The 22,652-nt window shown below is 70.8% G+C and carries 18 protein-coding genes and 1 tRNA gene; 5 read left to right on the top strand and 14 right to left on the bottom strand.

What is annotated here, in order from left to right; genetic code table 11:
• Nucleotides 1-18: 18 nt before the first annotated feature.
• The 4 genes from AB5J54_RS16625 to AB5J54_RS16610 all read right to left on the bottom strand — a co-directional run bounded on the left by AB5J54_RS16625 (nucleotide 19) and on the right by AB5J54_RS16610 (nucleotide 5,586).
• Complete coding sequence (locus AB5J54_RS16625; RefSeq protein WP_369144692.1) at nucleotides 19-1,716, bottom strand: FG-GAP repeat domain-containing protein; 1,698 nt, start codon at nucleotides 1,714-1,716, stop codon at nucleotides 19-21.
• Nucleotides 1,717-1,958: 242 nt separating this feature from the next.
• Nucleotides 1,959-3,674 (bottom strand): FG-GAP repeat domain-containing protein, encoded by a 1,716-nt coding sequence (locus AB5J54_RS16620; protein ID WP_369144691.1) that lies wholly within the window; start codon nucleotides 3,672-3,674, stop codon nucleotides 1,959-1,961.
• A gap of 239 nt (nucleotides 3,675-3,913) precedes the next feature.
• The gene (locus tag AB5J54_RS16615) at nucleotides 3,914-4,603 is read right to left on the bottom strand and encodes a TetR/AcrR family transcriptional regulator (protein WP_229843022.1); all 690 of its coding nucleotides are present in this window, start codon (nucleotides 4,601-4,603) and stop codon (nucleotides 3,914-3,916) included.
• Nucleotides 4,603-5,586 (bottom strand): acyl-CoA desaturase, encoded by a 984-nt coding sequence (locus AB5J54_RS16610; protein WP_369144690.1) that lies wholly within the window; start codon nucleotides 5,584-5,586, stop codon nucleotides 4,603-4,605. Before AB5J54_RS16610 ends, AB5J54_RS16615 begins: the two co-directional genes overlap by 1 nt.
• A gap of 241 nt (nucleotides 5,587-5,827) precedes the next feature.
• Here AB5J54_RS16610 and ppc point away from each other — a divergent pair, with 241 nt between their 5' ends.
• Nucleotides 5,828-8,557 carry a phosphoenolpyruvate carboxylase gene (ppc, locus tag AB5J54_RS16605; protein WP_369144689.1) on the top strand — a complete coding sequence of 910 codons (2,730 nt, stop codon included), beginning with the start codon at nucleotides 5,828-5,830 and terminating at the stop codon, nucleotides 8,555-8,557.
• Nucleotides 8,558-8,626: 69 nt separating this feature from the next.
• On the opposite strand, the gene AB5J54_RS16600 is transcribed toward ppc, so the two are convergent.
• The 8 genes from AB5J54_RS16600 to AB5J54_RS16565 all read right to left on the bottom strand — a co-directional run bounded on the left by AB5J54_RS16600 (nucleotide 8,627) and on the right by AB5J54_RS16565 (nucleotide 15,239).
• On the bottom strand, nucleotides 8,627-9,454 hold the full coding sequence (locus tag AB5J54_RS16600; RefSeq protein ID WP_369144688.1) for an LPXTG cell wall anchor domain-containing protein: 828 nt from the start codon (nucleotides 9,452-9,454) through the stop codon (nucleotides 8,627-8,629).
• Between the two features lie 162 nt (nucleotides 9,455-9,616).
• On the bottom strand, nucleotides 9,617-10,060 hold the full coding sequence (locus AB5J54_RS16595; RefSeq protein ID WP_369144687.1) for a hypothetical protein: 444 nt from the start codon (nucleotides 10,058-10,060) through the stop codon (nucleotides 9,617-9,619).
• 40 nt (nucleotides 10,061-10,100) lie between these two features.
• Nucleotides 10,101-10,697, bottom strand: a complete 597-nt coding sequence (pth, locus tag AB5J54_RS16590) for an aminoacyl-tRNA hydrolase (RefSeq protein WP_369144686.1) — start codon at nucleotides 10,695-10,697, stop codon at nucleotides 10,101-10,103.
• 98 nt (nucleotides 10,698-10,795) lie between these two features.
• Nucleotides 10,796-11,380, bottom strand: a complete 585-nt coding sequence (locus AB5J54_RS16585) for a 50S ribosomal protein L25/general stress protein Ctc (RefSeq protein ID WP_369144685.1) — start codon at nucleotides 11,378-11,380, stop codon at nucleotides 10,796-10,798.
• Nucleotides 11,381-11,637: 257 nt separating this feature from the next.
• Nucleotides 11,638-12,612 (bottom strand): ribose-phosphate diphosphokinase, encoded by a 975-nt coding sequence (locus AB5J54_RS16580; protein WP_351188843.1) that lies wholly within the window; start codon nucleotides 12,610-12,612, stop codon nucleotides 11,638-11,640.
• Nucleotides 12,613-12,733: 121 nt separating this feature from the next.
• Entirely contained in the window at nucleotides 12,734-14,182 is a 1,449-nt protein-coding gene (glmU, locus tag AB5J54_RS16575) for a bifunctional UDP-N-acetylglucosamine diphosphorylase/glucosamine-1-phosphate N-acetyltransferase GlmU (protein ID WP_369144684.1), read from the bottom strand.
• A gap of 108 nt (nucleotides 14,183-14,290) precedes the next feature.
• Nucleotides 14,291-14,365, bottom strand: a tRNA-Gln gene (locus tag AB5J54_RS16570).
• 13 nt (nucleotides 14,366-14,378) lie between these two features.
• Nucleotides 14,379-15,239 (bottom strand): hypothetical protein, encoded by an 861-nt coding sequence (locus AB5J54_RS16565; RefSeq protein WP_369144683.1) that lies wholly within the window; start codon nucleotides 15,237-15,239, stop codon nucleotides 14,379-14,381.
• Nucleotides 15,240-15,354: 115 nt separating this feature from the next.
• Between AB5J54_RS16565 and AB5J54_RS16560 the strand changes: the two genes are divergently transcribed.
• Complete coding sequence (locus AB5J54_RS16560) at nucleotides 15,355-16,680, top strand: sensor histidine kinase (RefSeq protein ID WP_369144682.1); 1,326 nt, start codon at nucleotides 15,355-15,357, stop codon at nucleotides 16,678-16,680.
• Nucleotides 16,681-16,696: 16 nt separating this feature from the next.
• Here the strand turns inward: AB5J54_RS16560 and AB5J54_RS16555 are convergent, their stop codons facing one another.
• Together AB5J54_RS16555 and AB5J54_RS16550 are read right to left on the bottom strand one after the other, a co-directional pair.
• On the bottom strand, nucleotides 16,697-17,197 hold the full coding sequence (locus AB5J54_RS16555; protein WP_369144681.1) for an SUKH-3 domain-containing protein: 501 nt from the start codon (nucleotides 17,195-17,197) through the stop codon (nucleotides 16,697-16,699).
• Nucleotides 17,198-17,207: 10 nt separating this feature from the next.
• Nucleotides 17,208-17,720 carry a YwqJ-related putative deaminase gene (locus tag AB5J54_RS16550; protein WP_369144680.1) on the bottom strand — a complete coding sequence of 171 codons (513 nt, stop codon included), beginning with the start codon at nucleotides 17,718-17,720 and terminating at the stop codon, nucleotides 17,208-17,210.
• Nucleotides 17,721-17,992: 272 nt separating this feature from the next.
• Here AB5J54_RS16550 and AB5J54_RS16545 point away from each other — a divergent pair, with 272 nt between their 5' ends.
• From AB5J54_RS16545 to AB5J54_RS16535, 3 genes are all read left to right on the top strand, one after another.
• Nucleotides 17,993-18,991, top strand: coding sequence for an SMI1/KNR4 family protein (locus AB5J54_RS16545; RefSeq protein WP_369144679.1), 999 nt, complete (start codon nucleotides 17,993-17,995; stop codon nucleotides 18,989-18,991).
• Between the two features lie 7 nt (nucleotides 18,992-18,998).
• Nucleotides 18,999-21,554, top strand: coding sequence for an SUKH-4 family immunity protein (locus AB5J54_RS16540; protein ID WP_369144678.1), 2,556 nt, complete (start codon nucleotides 18,999-19,001; stop codon nucleotides 21,552-21,554).
• Between the two features lie 127 nt (nucleotides 21,555-21,681).
• Complete coding sequence (locus tag AB5J54_RS16535; protein ID WP_369144677.1) at nucleotides 21,682-22,635, top strand: cellulose-binding protein; 954 nt, start codon at nucleotides 21,682-21,684, stop codon at nucleotides 22,633-22,635.
• The last annotated feature ends 17 nt before the right edge of the window (nucleotides 22,636-22,652 follow it).

Here is a 22,652-nt window from a genome sequence, read left to right as displayed (position 1 = left end):
TGGAAGACCCTCGGTCCTTTACTGGACGGAGTTGTAGATCCCCCAGCCCGAGCCGAGCTTGGCCCGCGGGCCGAACTTGGCGGGGGCGACGTTCAGGTAGCGGTAGAGGTCGCCGCCGGAGGTGACACCCAGCAGGTCGGCCTTGCCGTCGGCGTTGAGGTCACCGGGGGCCACCAGCTTGGTGTACGTGTTCCAGCCGGTGCCGATCTTCACGCGGGTGGAGAACGGCGTGGCCGCGACACCCGTGCCCGGGTACAGGTACAGGTCGCCGCCCGAGGTGCGGGCCAGCAGGTCGGACCGGCCGTCGCCGGTGTAGTCGCCGGCGCCGACGAGCCTGTCGTACGCGCCCCAGCCGCTGCCGACCTTGATGCGCGTGGACAGGGCCGTACCGGCGCCGTTGCCCTTGTACAGGTAGAGGACGCCGGAGCGGTCGCGGGCCAGCAGGTCGCCCTTGCCGTCGCCCGACAGGTCACCGGGGCCGACGAGGGTGTTGTAGATGCCCCAGCCGCTGCCGATGTCGTTGCCGTCGACGCTCAGGTCGCCGTCGATCATCACGGCGAAGTCGGAGAGGGCGTCCGCGTTCAGCGAGGACAGGTGCGTCAGGCCCACACCGTTCCACGTGCCCGCTTCGCTGATCTCGATGCGCGTGTCCAGCTTGCCCGTGGTGCTGTTGGTGTACCAGTACAGGGCCCCGGCGGGCGTGGTCGCGATGACGCCCTCCTTGCCGGTGTACGGGTAGGCGCCGGAGCCGGCGAAGTGCGTGACGCCCGCCCAGTAACCCGCCTCGCCGACCTGCTGGCGTCCGCCCAGGGTGCCGTCGCCGTTGCCCCCGTAGAAGAACAGCGTGCCGGCGTTGTCCCGGGCGACCAGGTTGCCGCCGCCGGCGGGCATGATCTGGTTGTAGATGCCCCAGCCCGGGCCGATGGCCTTGCGGGTGCCGAAGGGGTGGGCGGTGTCGCCCGTACCGGCGTAGAACCACAGGGCGCCGGCCGCGTCGCGGGCGTACAGGTCGGCCTTGCCGTCGCCGGTGCCGTCGCCGAGACCGACGAGCTGGTCGTACGCGTTCCAGCCGGAGCCCACGCTGATCCGGGTGCCGAGCGGCTGGGTCATGTTGCCCGTCGCCAGGTACAGGTACAGCTGGCCGTCCTTGGTGCGGGCGACCACGTCGGCCCGGCCGTCGGCGTTCACGTCGCCGGGCGAGGTGACCTTGTTGTAGATCTGCCAGCCGCCGCCCACGACCGCCTTGGACGCGGTGCCGCTCGCACCGGCGTCGAGGTACAGGGTGAGCGTGCCGTTCTCGGAGAGGACGAGCACCTCGGGGTTGACCAGGGCACCGCCCTGCTGGCCGATCGGGACGATCTCCTTGGCGACGTCGTCCACCCGGCCGAGGTCGAAGAGGTCGTCCGCGCCGGTGGTGGTGCTGCTGTACAGCTCACCGTCCACACCGCGGAGGATCATGTCCTCGTAGCCGTCGTAGTCCAGGTCGGACAGGAGCAGCGAGCCGGCCTCGGCGGAGGCGATGCCCGCGCGGCCGGAGTCCTGCTTCGGGAGCGACAGCTTCGGGATGCTGAAGGAGGAGGCCTCCTTCTTCACGGCCTTGGGGGCCGGCGCCGGGGTGTCGGCGGACGCCGGGCCCGCGAGGAGCATGCCGGCGGAGAGAGCGAGAGCGGTGCAGGCCGCGACGCGGCGCGCACGCGTGGAACGCGTGAAAATCAAGATCCCCCCCAGGGATCAGAGGTTCGAGACAGAACCACACAGGGGGGCTCGCACGGCATCGAACGGCGTCAGCGCAGGCCTGTGGGGCCCGTGGAGACGACATCGCCCGAAGGTCGGAACACCCCCCCGGATGTTGAACGCGAGTCTACTCACCCTGGGGTTTTACGCCAGTGATCTTTACGTGAACGCAGCGCGGCCCCGCACCGGCATTCCGGTACGGGGCACGCGTGGACCGGGAAGGGTCAGGACATGGCGTTGTAGATGCCGAAGCCCGTGCCGATCTTCGCCCGCGCCCCGAACTTCGCGGGGGCGGTGTTCAGGTAGGCGTAGAGGTCGCCGCCGGAGGTGACACCCAGCAGGTCGGCCTTGCCGTCGGCGTTGAGGTCACCGGGGGCCACCAGCTTGCTGTAGCCGTTCCAGCCGGTGCCGATCTTCACACGGGCCTTGAACGGCGCGGTCGAGACGCCCGAGCCCGGGTACAGGTACAGGTCGCCGCCGGAGGTGCGGGCCAGCAGGTCGGTGCGGCCGTCGCCGGTGTAGTCGCCGGCGCCGAGGAGCTTGTTGTACGCGCCCCAGCCGCTGCCGATCCTGATCCGGCCCGACAGCGCGGTACCGGCGCCGTTGCCCTTGTACAGGTAGAGGACGCCCGAGCCGTCACGGGCCAGCAGGTCGCCCTGGCCGTCGCCCGACAGGTCGCCGGGGCCGACGACCGTGTTGTAGATGCCCCAGCCGCTGCCGATGCGGTTGCTCGCGATGTAGAGGACGCCCTGGTAGATCTCCGAGTTGTCGGAGGAGGCGTCCAGGTCCATCGAGGACAGGTGCGTGAAGTTGGCGCCCGCCCAGCCGCCCGTGTCGCCGAGCTGGTTGCGCCCGCCCAGCTTGCCGGTGCTCGAGACGCCGTACCAGAACAGGGTCCCGGCCTTGTCCCGCGCCAGGACGCCTTCCTTGTTGCCCATGACCGGGTTGTTGCCCGCCCCGCCGAACTGCGGGACGCCGGCCCAGCCGCCCGGGTCGCTCACCTGCACGCGGGCGCCCAGGGTGCCGGCGCCCTTGCCGGTGTAGTACCAGAGCGTGCCCTTGAGGTCGCGGGCGATCAGCTCGCCGTTGCCGTCGCCGTTGTCGTCGCCGACCGGGAAGACCTGGTTGTAGATGCCCCAGCCCGGGCCGATGTACTTGCGCGTGCCGAAGGGCTTCGACTTGTCGCCCGTACCGCCGTAGAACCACAGGCCGCCGGCGCTGTCACGGGCGTACATGTCGGCCCAGCCGTCGCCGTTGTTGTCGCCGACGCCGAAGAGCTGGTCGTACGCGTTCCAGCCGGCACCGAGACCCACCCGCGCCGAGAACGGCGCGGTGCGGTTGCCCGTGGCGTAGTACAGGTACAGGTTGCCGTTGAGGTCGCGCGCGAGCAGGTCGGCACGGCCGTCGTCGTTCACGTCGCCCGGCGCGAGGATCTTGTTGTAGGCGCCCCAGCCGCTGCCCTGCCAGACGTACGTGGCGTCGGTGGGCGTGGCGTCCGCGTACATGCTGAGCCGGCCCGTCTGCGACAGCAGGAGGACCTCGGGGCCGCTGGCGTTCCCGTCCTGGTTGCCGATCGGGACGATGTCCTTCGGCGGCTGCTCCGCGAAGTACCCGAACTGGCCGCCCTGGGTCGAGGTCGGGGCCGTGTAGACGTTGCCGTCCCAGCCGCGGTAGATCAGGTCGCCGCTCCCGTCGCCGTCGAAGTCCGACAGCATCGGAGAGGCACCGACGCCGTCGGTCGCCGTGGCACCCGCACGGGCCGCGCCCGCAGCGGGCCGCGTCAGCGACGGCGGGGTGAAGTCGGCCGTCGGCTTCTCGACGGCCGGGTGCGGCGCCGGGGTGCCGGCGGACGCGGGGCCGGCGAGGAGCATGCCGGCGGAGAGGACGAGCGCGGTGCAGGCGGCGAGCCGACGCGCGCGCGTGGAAGAACGGAAGGACAAGGGATCCCCCCCAGGGATCAGAGGTGCGAAAGAACCGGAGAGCGGCTCGCACAGCGCGGAACGGCGTCCGCGCGGGCCGTTGGGGCCACGCGGAGACGACCTCGTTCGCGGGCCGGAGCGCCCCTCGGACGGTTGAACGGGAGTCTACTCACGGACCAGGTCGGCGCGCACCGGAGTACCGGCACGGGCGGCCCCACCGGCGGAGCCCGCCGCCCGCACGCCGCCCGCCCACCGCCGGCTCAGTTCTTGCGGTGCCCTATCAACCGCGGCTTCTGCTCCAGACCGTCCAGCCCGTGCCACGCCAGGTTCACCAGATGCGCCGCGACCTCCGCCTTCTTCGGCTTGCGCACATCCAGCCACCACTGGCCCGTCAGCGCCACACTGCCCACCAGCGCCTGCGCGTACAGCGGCGCCAGCTTCGGATCGAAGCCCCGGGCCTTGAACTCCAGACCCAGGATGTCCTCCACCTGCGTGGCGATGTCACTGATCAGCGACGCGAACGTGCCCGTCGACTGCGCCACCGGCGAATCCCGTACGAGAATCCGGAACCCGTCCGTGTAGTTCTCGATGTAGTCGAGCAGCGCGAACGCCGCCTGCTCCAGGAGCTCCCGCGGATGCCCCGCCGTCAGCGCCCCCGTCACCCCGTCCAGGAGCTGCCGCATCTCCCGGTCGACGACGACCGCGTACAGCCCCTCCTTGCCCCCGAAGTGCTCGTACACCACCGGCTTGGAGACCCCGGCCTTCGCCGCGATCTCCTCCACCGACGTGCCCTCGAAGCCCTTCTCCGCGAAGAGCGTGCGACCGATGTCGAGGAGCTGCTCCCGGCGCTCCGCGCCCGTCATCCGCACCCGGCGGCCCCGCCGGGGTTTCTGCTCTCCGCCGCTGCTGCCGGTACCGCCGGTCCTGCCCTCGATCGCCACGTCTTCCATCATGCCGCGTCTGCGGGCGCGCTCTGGCGGCGGGCTTCGATGCGGGACTTCGCCGGCCAGCGCACATCCGTGGCCCAGCCCAGCTGCTCGAACCAGCGGATCAGCCGCGCGCTGGAGTCGACCTGACCGCGCAGCACCCCGTGCCGGGCCGAGGTCGGGTCCGCGTGGTGCAGGTTGTGCCAGGACTCGCCGCAGGACAGCACCGCCAGCCACCACACGTTGCCCGAGCGGTCGCGCGACTTGAACGGACGCTTGCCGACCGCGTGACAGATCGAGTTGATCGACCACGTCACGTGGTGCAGCAGCGCCACCCGCACCAGCGAGCCCCAGAAGAACGCCGTGAACGCGCCCCACCACGACATCGTCACCAGACCGCCCACCAGCGGCGGGACCGCGAGCGACACGATCGTCCACAGCACGAACTGGCGCGAGATCGCCCGGATCGCCGGGTCCTTGATCAGATCGGGCGCGTACTTGTGCTGCGGCGTCTGCTCCTCGTCGAACATCCAGCCGATGTGCGCCCACCACAGGCCCTTCATCAGCGCCGGCACCGTCTCGCCGAACCGCCACGGCGAGTGCGGGTCACCCTCCGCGTCCGAGAACTTGTGGTGCTTGCGGTGGTCCGCCACCCACCGCACCAGCGGACCCTCCACCGCCAGCGACCCCATGATCGCCAGCGCGATCCGCAGCGGCCGCTTCGCCTTGAAGGAACCGTGCGTGAAGTACCGGTGGAAACCGATCGTGATCCCGTGACAGCCGATGTAGTACATCGCCACCAGCAGCCCCAGGTCCAGCCAGCTCACCCCCCAGCCCCACGCCAGCGGCACCGCCGCGAGGAGCGCCAGGAACGGCACCGTGATGAACAGCAGCAGGGTGATCTGCTCGATCGAACGCTTGCTGTCCCCGCCCAGCGTGGCGGAGGGCAGGGCCGCGGTGTCGTCCGGCGCCGCGGACGCCGCCGTCAGCTCGGGGCTCATGGTCATGGGGGTCCCTGGGGGGTGAGTGAAAAGAGGGAAACGCGTCGAAGCACGAAGCCGTGGCTACGCCTCCGTAACCTACGGCGTCGTAAGTATGGCAGCGCCGTGGCGCGCGGCAAGAGGGCACAAAGAGGGGCCTGCCCGCCGCCCACCATGTGGACACCTATCCTGGGGGCGTCGGACAGCGCGGTCCGCAAGCCTCCAGAACCCCTCCAGACGTGCTCAAACACTGCAAGGAGCCGCACCTGTGAGCAGTGCCGACCAGACCCCCACCGCCAGCGCCGAGCTGCGCGCCGACATCCGCCGACTGGGCGACCTCCTCGGCGAGACCCTCGTACGCCAGGAAGGCCACGAGCTCCTCGACCTCGTCGAGAAGGTCCGCCGCCTCACCCGCGAGGACGGCGAGGCCGCCGCCGAGCTGCTCCGCGGCGTCGAACTCGAGACGGCCGCCAAGCTCGTGCGCGCCTTCTCCACCTACTTCCACCTCGCGAACGTCACCGAGCAGGTCCACCGCGGCCGCGAGATGCGCGAGAAGCGCGCCGCCGAGGGCGGCCTCCTCGCCCGCACCGCCGACATGCTCAAGGACGGCGACCCCGAGCACGTCCGCGAGACCGTCAAGAACCTCAACGTACGGCCCGTCTTCACCGCGCACCCCACCGAAGCCGCCCGCCGCTCCGTCCTCAACAAGCTCCGCCGGATCGCCGCCCTCCTGGAGACCCCGGTCAGCCAGTCCGAGCGGCGCCGCACCGACCTCCGGCTCGCCGAGAACATCGACCTCATCTGGCAGACCGACGAACTCCGGGTGGTTCGCCCCGAGCCCGCCGACGAGGCCCGCAACGCCATCTACTACCTCGACGAGCTGCACGCCAACGCCGTCGGCGACGTCCTGGAGGACCTCGCCGCAGAACTGGAGCGCGTCGGCGTCGAACTGCCCGCCGGCACCCGCCCCCTCACCTTCGGCACCTGGATCGGCGGCGACCGCGACGGCAACCCCAACGTCACCCCGCAGGTGACCTGGGACATCCTGATCCTGCAGCACGAGCACGGCATCACCGACGCCCTCGAACTCGTCGACTTCCTCCGCGGCCTGCTCTCCAACTCCATCCGCTACACCGGAGCCACCCAGGAACTCCTGGACTCCCTCCAGCGCGACCTGGAACTCCTCCCGGAGATCAGCCCCCGCTACAAGCGCCTCAACGCCGAGGAGCCGTACCGCCTCAAGGCCACCTGCATCCGGCAGAAGCTCGTCAACACCCGCGAGCGCCTCGCCCACGGCACCCCGCACCAGGACGGCCGCGACTACCTCGGCACCGCCGAACTCATCCGCGACCTCACCCTCATCCAGACCTCGCTGCGCGAGCACCGCGGCGCCCTCTTCGCCGACGGCCGCATGGACCGGGTCATCCGCACCCTCTCCGCCTTCGGCCTCCAGCTCGCCACCATGGACGTCCGCGAGCACGCCGAGGCCCACCACCACGCCCTCGGCCAGCTCTTCGACCGCCTCGGCGAGGAGTCCTGGCGGTACGCGGACATGCCCCGCGACTACCGGCAGAAGCTGCTCGCCAAGGAGCTGCGCTCGCGCCGCCCGCTCGCCCCCACCCCGGCCCCGCTGGACGCCGCCGGCGAGAAGACCCTCGGCGTCTTCCACACCGTCAAGGAGTCCTTCGAGCGCTTCGGCCCGGAGGTCATCGAGTCGTACATCATCTCGATGTGCCAGGGCGCCGACGACGTCTTCGCGGCCGCCGTCCTCGCCCGCGAGGCCGGCCTGATCGACCTGCACGGCGGCTGGGCCAAGATCGGCATCGTGCCGCTCCTGGAGACCACCGACGAGCTCAAGGCCGCCGACGTCATCCTCGACGACATGCTCGCCGACCCCTCCTACCGGCGCCTCGTCTCGCTCCGCGGCGACGTCCAGGAGGTCATGCTCGGCTACTCGGACTCCTCCAAGTTCGGCGGCATCACCACCTCCCAGTGGGAGATCCACCGCGCGCAGCGCAGGCTCCGCGACGTCGCCCACCGCTACGGCGTCCGCCTGCGGCTCTTCCACGGCCGCGGCGGCACCGTCGGCCGCGGCGGCGGCCCCTCGCACGACGCGATCCTCGCCCAGCCCTGGGGCACCCTGGAGGGCGAGATCAAGGTGACCGAGCAGGGCGAGGTCATCTCCGACAAGTACCTCATCCCGTCCCTCGCCCGGGAGAACCTCGAACTGACCGTCGCCGCCACCCTGCAGGCCTCCGCCCTGCACACCGCGCCGCGCCAGTCCGACGAGGCCCTCGCCCGCTGGGACGCGGCCATGGACACCGTCTCGGACGCCGCCCACACCGCGTACCGCAAGCTCGTCGAGGACCCCGGCCTGCCGGCGTACTTCCTCGCCTCCACCCCCGTCGACCAGCTCGCCGACCTGCACCTGGGCTCACGGCCCTCCCGCCGCCCCGGCTCCGGCGTCTCCCTCGACGGACTCCGCGCCATCCCCTGGGTGTTCGGCTGGACCCAGTCCCGGCAGATCGTGCCCGGCTGGTTCGGCGTCGGCTCCGGACTCAAGGCCCTGCGCGAGGCCGGCCTCGACGCGGTCCTCGGCGAGATGTACGAGCGCTGGGGCTTCTTCCGGAACTTCCTCTCCAACGTCGAGATGACGCTCGCGAAGACCGACCTGCGGATCGCCCGCCACTACGTCGACACCCTCGTCCCCGACGAGCTCAAGCACGTCTTCGACACCATCGAGGCCGAGCACGCGCTGACCGTCGCCGAGGTCCTCAAGGTCACCGGCGGCGAGAAGCTCCTCGACTCCAACCCCGTCCTCCAGCAGACCTTCGCCATCCGCGACGCCTACCTGGACCCGATCTCCTACCTCCAGGTCGCGCTCCTCGCCCGCCAGCGCGCGGACGCCGAGCGCGGCGAGGACCCGGACCCGCTGCTCGCACGGGCCCTGCTCCTCACGGTGAACGGCGTGGCGGCGGGCCTGCGCAACACCGGCTGACGGTCCCTCCGCACACATGACGATGCCCCCGTGGAATCCTCCACGGGGGCATCGTCATGACGGGGTACGTCAGTTCTGCGTGGCCTTGCGACGACGGGTCACCAGGACCGCGCCGGCGGCCGCGAGGGCCAGGGCGGCGGCGGCGAGGATGCCGACCGGGGCGCTGGAGCCGGTCTCGGCGAGGTTGCCCTCCTCCGAGCCGCCCGCGGCACCGCCGGTGGCGGTCTCGCCGGAGGCCGAACCGCCGGTGGAGCCGCCCGCGGTGGTCTCACCCGTGGTGGAACCGCCGGTGGCGGTGGTCTCGCCGGTGGTGGTGCCACCCGTGGTGGTCTCACCCGTGGTGGAACCGCCGGTGGCGGTGGTCTCGCCGGTGGTGGTGCCACCCGTGGTGGTCTCACCCGTGGTGGAACCGCCGGTGGTCTGCTCGCCGGTCGTGGAACCGCCCGCGGTCTGCTCGCCGGTGGTGCCGCCGGTCGACTCCTTCTCGCAGTCGACCTTGAAGACCTTGTGCTTGGCCTTGCCGTTCTCGCCGTCGAAGTTCCAGAACAGCTTGTACTGGCCGTTGTCGAGGTTCAGGTCCTCGGTGCGGCCGTGGCCGTCGGCGTCCAGGGTGATGGCGCCGTTCTTGACCTCGGTGCCCTTGTCCTGGTCGTTGTTCGCCCAGGCCTCGATGCGCCAGATCGCCTTCTGCGAGGCGTCGAAGTTGAACGCGTCGAGGTAGAACTCGCAGACCTTCGGCTCGTTGGCCTTGATCTCCTCGCCGGTCTTCGAGTCGTGGATCTTGACCGTGCCGTTGTCGCCCTTGGGACCGCCGGAGGCGGAGGCCACCGGGGCCAGCGCGAGGGAGCCCGCCATGGCCGCGACAAGTGCGGCTGCGGGAATGAGGGAGCGTCGCATGTGCAGTCGTCCATCTGTGGGATGAGGAGGATGCCGTGGGAGGTGGCTGGGGCAGCCTATCCATCCCTTTAAGCCACGCTTAAGCCAGAGGTCGATAACGATTGCCCCAGGAATCCCGCCTTAAACGGGCAGATCATGAACAACCGCCCCATCAACTGCCCCTCAGAGCGCGAAGAACGCCGCCACGAGCACCGCCCCGCCCACCCCCGCCAACGACCACGCCGTCCGCGTCAGACGCATCCCCCCACCGACCAACGGCGCCGCCAGCAACAGCGCCCCGCCCAGCGGCAGCCACGCGTGCAGACCACCACCCCAGCCCGTCCGCACACCCTCGCCCGTACCCGGCTTCACCACCACCGGGATCGTCACACCCTTCTCCGCCGCCACCGAACGCGCGATCGTCAGCGTCCGCCGCGTCGACGAAGGATCCTCCGGAGCGAAACGGCCGCTGCACGTCTCGTCGGTGCAGTCGGTCACCGTCAGCGTCCCGTGCTCACGCCCCTTCGCCAACAGGACGTGCTGGGCGGAATTCCACGAGGCCCAGGCGCCCGCGACGACGAGGAGCAGGGCGACCAGGGCCATGGCTGCGGTACGGACGTGCGTCATGACCCGCGATCGTACAGTCGTACGTCCCGACCGCCAGGACTCAGGAGTTGTACGCCGACTGGGCCCGCTCCAAGCCCTCCGCCACCAGACACTCCACCGAGTCCGCCGCCCGGTCCACGAACCAGTCCAGGTCCTTGCGCTCCGTCGACGAGAAATCCTTCAGGACGAAGTCCGCGACCTGCATCCGACCCGGCGGACGCCCGATCCCGCACCGCACCCGGTGATACTCCGCACCCATCGCCTTCGTCATCGACTTCAGCCCGTTGTGCCCGTTGTCGCCGCCACCCAGCTTCAGCCGCAGCACCCCGTAGTCGATGTCCAGCTCGTCATGGATCGCCACGACATGCGCCGTCGGCACCTTGTAGAAATCGCGCAGCGCCGTCACCGGACCGCCCGAGAGGTTCATGTACGACATCGGCTTCACGAGGACCACCCGACGGCTCGAAGGCCCCGGAGGCCCCATCCGGCCCTCGACGACCTGCGCCTGCGCCTTCTGCGCCCGCTTGAACGAACCACGCATCCGGTCCGCGAGCAGGTCCACGACCATGAAACCGATGTTGTGCCGGTTGGCCGCGTACTCGGGCCCAGGGTTGCCGAGACCGACGATCAGCCAGGGCGCGTTCGCGTCGTCCGTCATGTGCGCAGCTCTCCTCGTATCCGCGTATCCGTACAAGAGAAACGGGGTGACGGGCCCGTACGGCCCATCACCCCGTCACGTCAGGCAGAGCCTACGGCTCAGGCCTCGGCGCCCTCGGCCTCGGCCTCGGCGGCCGGCTCCTCGGCCTGCGCGGCCAGGACCTGCAGGACGACGGCGTCGGCGTCGGTCACCAGGGTCGCGCCCTTCGGGAGGGTGATGTCCTTCGCGAGGACGGAGGCACCGGCCTCCAGGCCCTCCACGGAGACCGTGACGGCCTCGGGGAGGTGGGTGGCCTCGGCCTCGACGGACAGCGTGCCGAGCACGTGCTCCAGCAGGTTGCCACCGGCGGCCAGCTCACCCTCGGCCTGGACCGGGATCTCGACCGTGACCTTCTCGCCGCGCTTCACGAGGAGCAGGTCGACGTGGATCAGGAAGCCCTTGATGGCGTCACGCTGGACGGCCTTCGGGATCGCCAGCTCGTTCTTGCCGTCGATGTCCAGGGAGAGCAGGACGTTCGGCGTACGCAGGGCGAGGCCGAGGTCGTGGGCCGGAAGGGTGATGTGGGCCGGCTCCGAGCCGTGGCCGTAGACGACGGCCGGAACCTGGGCGGCACGGCGGATGGCACGGGCGGCGCCCTTGCCGAACTCGGTACGGACGGCAGCGGCGAGCTTGACCTCGGACATGGTGCACTCCTCGTAGAAGGTGACGACAAAGGTGGTCACCCGGCCACGACTGGCGATGGCCTGCTACGAAGAGCGCGTCGATAACGGACCGCCGCGACCCACTACGGTCACGACCTCCCTCGCCGAGCAACTACGGCAGTCTACCCGCCACCCGAACCCCGCCCAAATGGATCAACGGCCACCACCACGGCAGCCCGAAAAGGGCCGCCTCCCCCAAGCGGGGGAAACGGCCCTTCTCAGCTACCTGCCGGGGCGGCTCAGTGCTCCTCGAAGAGGCTCGTCACCGAACCGTCCTCGAACACCTCACGCACCGCGCGCGCGATCGTCGGCGCGATCGACAGCACCGTGATCTTGTCGAGCTCAAGAGCACCCGGAACCGGCAGCGTGTCCGTGAACACGAACTCGCTGACCTTGGAGTTCTTCAGGCGGTCGGCCGCAGGACCCGACAGGATGCCGTGCGTAGCCGTCACGATGACGTCCTCCGCACCGTGCGCGAACAGCGCGTCCGCGGCGGCGCAGATCGTGCCACCCGTGTCGACCATGTCGTCCACCAGGACACACACACGGCCCTTCACGTCACCGACGACCTCGTGCACGGTCACCTGGTTGGCGACGTCCTTGTCACGACGCTTGTGCACGATCGCCAGCGGCGCGTCCAGACGGTCGCACCAGCGGTCGGCGACCCGCACACGACCCGCGTCCGGCGACACGATCGTCAGCTTCTCGCGGTCGACCTTCGCACCCACGTAGTCCGCAAGCACCGGCAGCGCCGACAGGTGGTCCACCGGACCGTCGAAGAAGCCCTGGATCTGGTCCGTGTGCAGGTCCACGGTCAGAATCCGGTCCGCACCCGCCGTCTTCAGCAGGTCCGCCACCAGGCGCGCCGAGATCGGCTCACGACCACGGTGCTTCTTGTCCTGACGGGCATAGCCGTACGACGGAATGATCACGGTGATGCTCCGGGCGGAAGCCCGCTTCAGAGCATCGATCATGATCAGCTGCTCCATGATCCACTTGTTGATCGGAGCCGTGTGGCTCTGGATCAGGAAGCAGTCCGCGCCACGCGCCGACTCCTGGAAGCGGACATAGATCTCGCCATTGGCGAAGTCGAACGCCTTGGTCGGCACGATGCCGACACCCAGCTGGTGTGCGACCTCCTCGGCCAGCTCGGGGTGGGCGCGGCCGGAGAAGAGCATCAGCTTCTTCTCGCCGGTCGTCTTGATCCCGGTCACAGCACTGTCTCCTCAGACGTGTTCCCTGGCCGCGACCCCCGCGCTCCCGTGCGCGCGTGCGAACCAGCCGAATTTGTGTGCACGTATCACGGTACGCCGAGTTCGACGCACCCGTTTCCGGTCAGCTTTCGCCGGCGGACTCCCCAGAGGCGACCTGAGCGGCCTGCGCGGCAGCACTGCCGGGCCGCTTCCGGGCCACCCAACCCTCGATATTCCGCTGCTGGCCCCGGGCCACGGCCAGCGAACCGGCCGGCACATCCTTCGTGATCACGGACCCCGCGGCGGTGTAAGCCCCGTCCCCAATCGTGATGGGAGCCACAAACATGTTGTCCGAACCCGTACGGCAGTGAGAGCCGATCGTGGTGTGGTGCTTCGCCTCACCGTCGTAGTTCACGAACACGCTCGCCGCGCCGATGTTCGTGTACTCACCGATCGTCGCATCGCCCACGTACGACAGGTGGGGGACCTTCGTCCCCTCGCCGATCGTCGCGTTCTTCATCTCGACGTACGTACCGGCCTTCGACTTCTTCCCGAGGTTCGTACCGGGACGGAGATAGGCGAACGGCCCCACGGAAGCACTCTCACCGATCACGGCCGAGAAGGCCACGGTGTTGTCCACCCGGGCACCCTTGCCCACGGTGACGTCCGTCAGGCGCGTGTTCGGGCCGACCACCGCGTCCTCGGAGATGTGCGTCGCACCCAGCAGCTGCGTACCCGGCAGGATCACCGCATCGGCCTCGAACGTCACCGTGACGTCCACGAACACCGACGCCGGATCCACGACGGTGACGCCGGCCATCATGGCCGCCTCCAGCAGCCGCCGGTTCAGCAGCGCACGGGCCTCCGACAGCTGCACCCGGTTGTTGATCCCGAGGATCTCCCGATGATCACCCGCGAGCGACGCCCCGACCCGGTGACCCGCCTCGCGCAGGATCGACAGCACATCGGTGAGGTACTCCTCACCCTGACTGTTGTCCGTACGCACCTGGCCCAGCGCCTCGGCCAGCAGCTTCCCGTCGAACGCGAACACGCCCGAGTTGATCTCCCGGATCGCGAGCTGCTCGACGGAGGCGTCCTTGTGCTCGACGATCTCCGTCACGGCACCGGTCTCGGCGTCCCGCACGATCCGCCCGTACCCGGTCGAGTCCGGAACCTCGGCGGTCAGCACGGTCACGGCGTTACGGTCGGCGGCATGCGTGTCGGCGAGCGCCTTGAGCGTCTCCCCGGACAGCAGCGGAGTGTCGCCACAGACGACCACGACGGTCCCCTCGGGCACCTCGACGAGCTCCTCCAGCGCCATCCGCACCGCATGCCCGGTGCCGTTCTGCTGCTCCTGGACGGCGGTCCGAGTCCCGGCGTAGTACGCGTCGAGGTGCTCCTTCACGAGCTCCCGGGCGTGCCCGACGACGACGACGAGGTGCTCGGGCTCCAACTCCCGGGCGGCGGACACGACATGCCCGACGAGCGAACGCCCGGCGATCTCGTGCAGGACCTTGGGGGTCTTCGACTTCATGCGGGTGCCCTCACCCGCTGCGAGGACGACGACGGCTGCCGGGCGGTTGGCGCTCACGGGAATGCCCTTCGGCTTTGGGTGGTGGACCCACGAAGGATACCGGGGGGCAAGGGGCCGGACATGAGTGCGGGTCCTGACCTGGACGGTCAGGACCCGAGCTGAGGCTGGCTCCCCCGCCAGGACTCGAACCTGAAATGATCCATCCAAAGTGGATAGTGTTGCCGATTACACCACGGGGGAGTGCGGGGCCAGCCTACGCGTTGAGGCGTCCTGCCTCCACCACCAAGCCGGACCACCAGCCTTCGATGCGCTGGTACAGGTCGGCCCCTTGAAGTACTCGGACAACGAGGCAACCCCGGTATCCGTCCTCGACGTTCTTGCGTACGGTCTTCGGGTTGTGCCTCTTGAGTGTGGCCTTCTGCAGTCGCTCGGTGGGTACTCCGACGAGGTCCGCCCAGTACGCTTCCGCGCCGGCAACGTCGGCGGACTCGTGGATCATCACGCGGAAGGTGAGCTGTTCGCGCGGGATCTGTAGGGCATCGAGCCAGGCCAGGTATAGCGCGATCATGCCCGGGTCGCTGTTGACGAAGATGACCTTCTCGCGGCGCTCGTAGGACTTGCTTTTTGATCCCTCGGCCCAGTACAGGCCGATGCCGACGAGGAACAGCTCCCTCTCGGTCATGGAACCGATCTCGTCCCGGGCCGCGCTCTTCCGATTCTGGCGCTCATCCTCGCGCCGGCGCATGGTCGGCTCCCAGCCTCGCCGCGCGATCTCCGACGCTTCCTCCCGGGTCCGCTTCCGTTCCGGCTTCGGGAGGTCCCGGACCCACAGGGAGATCGAGCTCTTCGAGCAGCCGAGCTCGACCTGGATCCGGTCGTAGGTCCAGCCCTGGAGGCGGAGCTCCCTCGCCCGCGCCCGCAGGTCGTCCTTCGCGTTCGGGCGCTTCGTCCAGTCCGGTGGGGGCTCTCCTTCGAGGAGGCGGTTGAGGATGTCGTTGTTGTCGACGTGGAGGCGGTCTCGGATCTGGCGGCGGCTGAGGCCCTCGCGGCGGAGGGCGACCGCCTGCTCGCGCAGGTTCTCGAAGTCCGCGTACTTACCGGTGGCGGCTGTCATACGAACACCATCGTCCGGAATGCGGACGTCCGGATCGAAAATCTGGGCGATTCACTAGTTCGAAGGACTGGTGTGTGCAGCGTTGACGTGGGGGGCCACCCGTAGGGTGGTGGGTATGACCACAACGGGGGCAGACCGGGACGCCGAGGGCGTCAGGACTTGGTGGTGGTGGGGGAGACGGCGCAGCGCCGTGCTCGACGTGGCGCTCGCGCTCGTGTCCGCGCTGGAGTGTGCCGTCGAGGGCGTCGGCTTCGCCGACAAGGCCTCGCTGCCGGTTCCCGTGGGCGTGCTGTTCGGGCTGGTCGTGGGGTCGACGCTGCTCGTCCGCCGCCGCTGGCCCATCGCCGTCGTGCTCGTGTCGATCGCCGTGGCGCCGGCCGAGATGGGCTTCCTCATGGGGATCGTCGGGCTGTACTCGCTCGCCGCCTCCGAGGTGCCGCGGCGGATCACGGCCGCTCTCGCCGGGATGTCGACGCTCGCGGTCTTCGTCGTGACGTTCGTGCGGATGCGGCAGGACGTCGCCCAGGTCGACCAGGGGTCGCCGGACATCGATCCGAGTGGCTGGTACGTGCCGAGCGTGGCGCTCTTCATGACGCTGGGGCTCAACGCTCCGCCGGTGCTCTTCGGCCTCTACATAGGGGCCCGGCGTCGTCTCATGGAGAGTCTGCGTGAGCGGGCGGACTCGCTGGAGCAGGAGCTGTCGCTGCTGGCGGACCGGGCGGAGCAGCGGGCGCAGTGGGCGCGGCAGGAGGAGCGGACGCGGATCGCCCGGGAGATGCATGACGTGGTGGCGCACCGGGTGTCGCTGATGGTGGTGCATGCGGCGGCGTTGCAGGCGGTGGCGTTGAAGGATCCGCAGAAGGCGGTGCGGAACGCGGCCCTGGTGGGGGATATGGGGCGGCAGGCTCTGACGGAGTTGCGGGAGATGTTGGGGGTGCTGCGGGAGGGGGCCGGTCATGCCGCTCCGGTGGCGCCGGCGGCTGTGCCCCTGGCGGCTGTGGGGCGGGCTGCGGCCGCGGCGGCGGAGGCGGCGGCGGATGACGGGCCGTGTCTGGACGCTCTGGAGGCGTTGTGCGAGCAGTCGCGGTTGGCGGGGGCGGCCGTGGAGCTGTTGGTGATCGGTGCGGCGCGTCCGTATGCCCCTGAGGTGGAGCGGACGGCGTACCGGGTGGTGCAGGAGGCGTTGACGAACGTCCACAAGCATGCGGCGGGTGCGAAGGTCGTGGTGCGTCTGGCGCATCGGGACGTGGAGGTCGCGATGCAGGTGGAGAACGGGCCGTCGGACGCGGCGGTGGCGGATGTGGGGCTGCCGAGCGGCGGGAACGGTCTGGTGGGCATGCGGGAGCGGGTGCTGCGGCTGGGGGGTGTGTTCGTGTCGGGGCCGACGGACGCGGGTGGTTTCAGGGTGTCGGCGGTGCTGCCGACGGGTGCCGCGTCGTAGGTTCTGCCGCCCTCGCCTACCGGTCCTGGCCCGCCGTGAGGCGGGTCGGCTGGGCGCCGGTGATGAGGGTCGACAGTGCGGCGTCGATGTCCTTGCCGAGGTACCAGTCGCCCGCGTGGTCGAGGCTGTAGACGCGGCCTTCGATGTCCATGGCGAGGACGGCCTGCTGGTCGCCCTCCTCGCCGAGTGGGGCGAGTTCGGTGTCGAGGGCGCGGCCGAGGTCGGCGAGGGTGCGGGAGAGGTGGAGTCCGGCGAGGGGGTCGAAGCGGACGGCGGCGGGTGCTATCTGCCGGCCGTGGCCGGGTGCGGTGATGCGGAGGCCGCCGAATTCGGCCCAGGCTTCGACGGCGGCGGGGAAGACGCTGTGCCGGTGGCCGGCGGGGGAGATGTGGGCGCGCAGGGTGTCGGCCCATTCTTCGGCGAGCTTGATGTCCCAGCGGCCGGGCTGCCAGCCGGCTTCGCGGAGGGCGGCGTCGACGTTGACCGGGAAGCGGGTGGTGCTGAGGTGGTCGGGCATGGGGGTGCGGTCAGCCGTTCTCGACAGGCGTGGTGGGGTCGACGGTGCGGACGCCGAAGTGGGCGAGCATCGCCGTGCAGGAGCGGCAGGGTGCGGCGTAGCTGCCGTGGAGCGGGTCGCCGTCCTCGCGGATGCGTCGGGCGGTGAGCTTGGCGTGCTTGAGGGAGCGGCGGGCCTCGCTGTGGGTGAGTGGCTTGCGCTGGGCGCGTTTGGAGCGGCCGTTCTCGGTGGCGGTGAGGTGCCGGGAGAGGAGGATCGCTTCGGGACATCGTCCGGTGAAGCGTTCCCGCTGGCTGCTGGTGAGGGTGTCGAGGAAGTCCTGGACGAGGGCGTGCAGGACGGGGGGCCGGTCGCCGCGGCCGGCGGTGCACGTGAGGGTTTCGCCGCGGACGGAGAGTGCGGCTCCTACGGTGGGGAGGATTCCGTCGCGGCGGTGATGCAGTAAGGGTGCGCGGCCGGCCTCGGCGCTGCTGCTCCAGTTGAGGCGTGGGTCACCCTGTGTGGGCGTTGTTGCTGTGTGCATGGTGCTGGTCTTCCCCTCCTGCAATCCCCCGAGTTGCGTGGACAGCCTGCCAAATAGGGAGCCATATGGGGAAGCTGGGGCGGCGAAACGGCGCTTCGGTGTGTCGGAATCATGGTGTGGCTGTCATGGCGTCGTGACAGTTGGTCACGGTCGGTGGTCGTCGGTTCGGGTCCGGTTCGGGCTCTTGTGGCAGCGCATAGGCTGTGCGGAATCAGGCTGTGCGGAATCAGCCGGTAGCAGCAGTCAGTGACGCCATGCAGGGGGCAACCGCCATGACGACAGGTCGGCTCGGGCAGGACACCGCGCCACCGAACGCGGCCTACGCCGGGCAGGTCGTGCATTTTCCGGATCCGGTGCGTGCGTCCCGTCACCCTAGAGGGGTACGGGTGGACGAGCACGGTTTTCCGGATTTCTCGCCGTATGCGCGTGCGGCGGCGGAGATCGCGGATCCGCCGGAGGGTTTCGGTGTCGACGAGCTGCGGTTGACGGACTACGTGTCGGCGAACGCGGCGATGGCGGCGACGGGGCATGAGCTGTGGGACCAGATTCCGTCGGTGGCGACGCCGCACGGCTGGACGTGGCATCACGTGGCGCGGTCGCGGCGGATGGAGCTGGTCCCGGTCGAGGTGAAGGCGCTGTTGCGTCATCACGGCGGGGTGGCGACGGCTGCGGTGGACCAGTCGAAGCGGGGGACGCGTCCGCTGCAGGAGACGCGGCCGGTGCACTTCGGGCTGCCGAAGGGTCTGGTGTCGGTGTCGGAGCAGCAGCTGCAGGGGGTCGAGGAGGATCTCGGCTACCGGCTGCCGGGGGCGTACCGGACGTTTCTGAAGGCGGCGGGCGGGTGTGCTCCGGTGGGGGCGGCGCTCGACGCGGAGCTGGGGCTTCTGGTGGACCAGCCGTTCTTCACGGTGCGGGAGGAGGCGGGGGTCAATGACCTCGTCTATGTCAACAAGTGTCTGCGTGACCATCTGACGAAGGATTATCTGGGCGTGGCGTTCGTCCAGGGTGGTCTGATCGCTCTGAAGGTGCGGGGTGCGGCGGTCGGTTCGGTGTGGTTCTGCGCGTACGACGATGCGCGGGATTCCGGCGAGGTGGCGGCCGGCTGGACGGTGAACGAGCGGGTGGAGCGGCTGTTGCTGCCCTGTGGGGCGGACTTCGACGCGTTCCTCGGGCGTCTGGCGGGTAATCCGCCGGAGCTGGAGACGGTGGCGAATCTGATGGTGGACGGCGGCTTCGCGCGTGCCGTTCCCGTGGTCCCGGTGGGGGAGTGAGCTGGCTGTGGTGACGTTCGCGCAGGCGCAGGAGCGCGCCGAGGAGTGGATCAACGGCGACCTGCCGTCGTATCAGCACCGTGAGGTGCGGGTGCGGGAGTTCGAGCTGGGGTTCGTGGTGTGGGCGGAGGACCGTGAGGGTGGTCCTACGTCGGACGGCGGGCGTCAGCGTCTGGTGATCGCGCGCAGTGGTGAGGCGACGTTGTGGCCGGGGTTGCCGGTGGGTGAGGTGATCCGGCGGTACGAGGAGGAGTACGGGGCGACGGAGGAGGTTCCGGCGCAGGCGGCGGTGCCGGCGGCGCGGATCGATCTGAACCAGACGTCGTTCCTGTTGAGTCCGCCGGAGTGGTTGCAGGATGCGGCGGACAAGATCGGTCTGCCGCGGGAGGAGTCGCACGCCTCGCAGGAGAGCGGGGGTGCGTCGGCGTCGGTGGACGACGCGTCGGACGGGGTGGGGGCGGTGACGCCGTCGGCTTCGGTGGCTTCGTCGGCTTCCTCTGCTTCTTCCTCTTCTTCTGCGTCTTCTGCTGCTTCGTCTTCTTCGGAGGCCGCTACGGAGCCGGTTGCGGCTGCCGAGCGTGTTCCGGCGCCGCAGGCCGACGCGTACGAGCCGACGGCGATGGACGGCGTACCGGCGAAGCCCGCGACCCCTGCTCCGGCTCCCGCTCCCGCTCCTGCCCCTGCCCCTGCGCCGAGTAGCCCGTGGGCGGACGCCAATGCGAGTTCCGGGGGTGCGGACGGGGCGGTGCCGCTGCCCGCGACCGTCTTCGCTCCGCCGCTGTCGGGGACGGACGACGAGGACACCCCGCCGCCGGTGGTGGGCGCGGACGCGCCGACCGCGCTGATGAAGGGGGGCAGTGCGCTGCCCCCGACGGCGATCGCCCCTCGCCTCGACCCGGCCGCACCGGCCCCGGGTGCGGTGCCGCCGGCGCCCGCCCCCCAGCCTTCTCCGGCTCAGGCTCCGGCTCCGGCCCCGGCTCCGGCTCCGGCCCCGGCTCCGGCTCCGGCCGTTCCGGGTACGCCTCCGCCGCCCGCGCCCTCGGCGCCGGGTGCCGGGGACATCGCGGACGCCGCGACGCGCAAGGCCGCGCTGCCGCCGAAGGCCGGGCGGGGTCCGACGCCGCCTCCGCCGCCGGGGGCCCCGGGTGTGCCGGGTGCTTCGCAGGGCTCCAACGCGTACATCCCGACGCAGCTGGTGTCGCAGCTCGGGCCCGACGGCCCGCAGCCGTCGGCGCAGCCGGGTCCGCCCGGTCCGCCGCCCGCGCCGGCCGCACCGGGTCCCGTGACGCCGCCGCAGCCGGTGCATCACGCGGCGACGATGCTGGCGCATCCGAACCAGGGTGGCCCGGGCGCGCCTCCGCCGCCCCCGCCGCCGCCGGGTGTGCCGGGTGGCGGTACGCCTCCGGGTGGTGTGGCGCACGCGGCGACGATGCTGGCGCATCCCGGTCCGGGGGGTCTGGGTGGTCCGGGGGCTCCGCCGCCTCCGCCCGCTCCGGCGCCGCCGGTGGGCGGGCACACGCCGCCGCCCGCGCCGGGTCCCGTGCCCGGGGCGCCCGTGCCGCCGGCGTACGGCTATCCGCAGCCGACGGGTCAGCCGACGGTCGGGCCCGGCTATCAGGCGGTGCTGCGTTACCGGGCGCCGGACGGTTCCGAGGCGCAGATCATCCGGCGTTCGGCGCCGGGTACTCCGCATCCGGAGTGGCAGATCCTGCACGAGCTGCGGGCGATGAACGTGCCGCCGCAGCAGGTGCTGGAACTCCACACGGAGCTGGAGTCCTGTGAGCTGCCGGGTGGTTACTGTGCGCGGATGATCCGGGAGACGTGGCCGCAGGCGCGGATCACGAGCATCGCCCCGTACGGCCGTGATCACGCGGGCCGTCAGCAGGGCATGCGGCAACTCCTGACCCATCAGGGTGAGTTGCATCAGGTCGCGGACGGGCCGGCGCGTCCGGCTCCGGTGCGGGCGCCGCTGCCGCAGGTGCAGCCGGCGCCGCCGATTCCCCCGGAGGGGATCGCGCAGGAGCTGGCGGGTGCGTTCGGTCCGGGGATCCTCCGTTTCGACCAGCGGGCGGTGTCCCGGCAGGGTGTGCCGGAGGTCGTGGCGCGCACGCTGGTGTGGGCGGGGCTTCCGGCGGACTTCGGGCCGTTCTTCTGGGCGCAGCCGGCGATTCCGGTGGTGCCGACGCTGGCGGAGCTGGCGGCGCAGCGGCAGGTGCCGGCGGCGCCGGACGCGAGTTCGTATCTGGTGCTCGGTTCGGACTTCGGCCGGGCGGTCTGTGTCCAGTACGGGACCGCGCACATCGTGGCGGTGCCGGTGGAGGCCGGTCCTGGCGGGCAGTCGGTGCCGCCGCAGTTCGTGAACACGGGGCTGCCGGAGTTCACGCGGTCGATGGCGCTGCTCGGGCGGATGTGGCGGCTGCGGTTCGGGTTGAACCCGGAGCAGGCGGGCCGTTGGACGGTCGATTTCCAGGCGCAGTTGGCGATGCTGGACCCGGCGGCGCTGTCGTCGCCGGAGAACTGGTGGTCGGTGCTCCTTGAGCAGATGTGGGACGGTCTGCTGTAGTCCTTCTGTAGGCAGAACCGAACCGAATGTGACGAAAGGCGCTCGACGTGCGTGCACGTTGGGCGCCTTTTGTCCGTTCTGATGACGCATCCTGGTTGTTCGAGGCCAATGGGAAGGGGCGTCAGGGATGAGTTTCGCCGTCGGACGGGGGCGCGGGTACCGGCCCGAGCAGGTCGACCGCCATCTCGCCGCGCTCTCCGAGGAGCGCGACGCCGCCTGGGAGCGGGCGGCGCGGCTCACGGTCCTGGCGAAGGAGATGGAGGCGGAGGCCGCGGGGCTCCGTCTGGCCGTCAAGCAGCTCGTTCCGCATCGGTACGAGGTCCTCGGCGAGGCCGCGCAGAAGATCCTGGAGCTGGCCGAGCAGGAGGACGAGCGGCTGGTCCGGGCCGCCGAGGCGGAGGCCCAGGCCCTCGCGGAGGCCGCCGAGCAGGCGGCCCGGGAAGCGGCGGAGGCCGCCGCGGCGTACGCGGAGGGCGTGCGGGCGGCGGCGGACGCGGCGGCCCGTGCGGCCCTGGAGGAGGCGCGCGGGCGGGCCGAGGAGACGTCGACGATCGCGCGGCGGGACGCGGAGGGCGCGCGGACGGCGGCCCGGGAGGAGTTCGAGGAGACCGTGCGGCGCGCGGAGGCCCTGCGGGCGGAGCAGCGCGCGGAGCAGACGGCGGTACGGGAGGAGGCGGAGCGCACGGCCGAGGCGGAGGCGGTGGCCCTGGACGCCCGCCACGAGGAACTGGTCGCGGTGGCGGAGGCGGGGCTCGCGGAGGCGCAGCGGGCGCTGGCCGAGACGGAGGAGCGGGCCCGGCACGGCCAGGAGGACGCCGAGGCCCGCGCGGAGGAGTTGCGCGCCGAGGCCGGGGTGAAGGCGGAGCGGGTCGAGCGGGAGACGGAGCGGGTGCTGCGGGAGCACGGGGAGGCGCGGGACGAGATCCACTCCCACATGGAGCACATCCGCAACTCGCTGGCCGCACTGACGGGCCGTCCGACCGCCCCGGAGCCGAAGGGTGAGGAGGACCCGGGGGGCGAGGAGGACCCGGAGGGCCAGGAGGAGAAGCCGGCCCAGGGGACCGACGCCGACCCCTCCTAGCCGGTGCGGACCGTGCC

It is taken from the genome of Streptomyces sp. R44 (assembly GCF_041053105.1).
Lineage (GTDB): Bacteria > Actinomycetota > Actinomycetes > Streptomycetales > Streptomycetaceae > Streptomyces.
The sequence above is the reverse complement of the archived record's forward strand: the minus strand, read 5'-3'. Positions and strand labels throughout refer to the sequence as shown.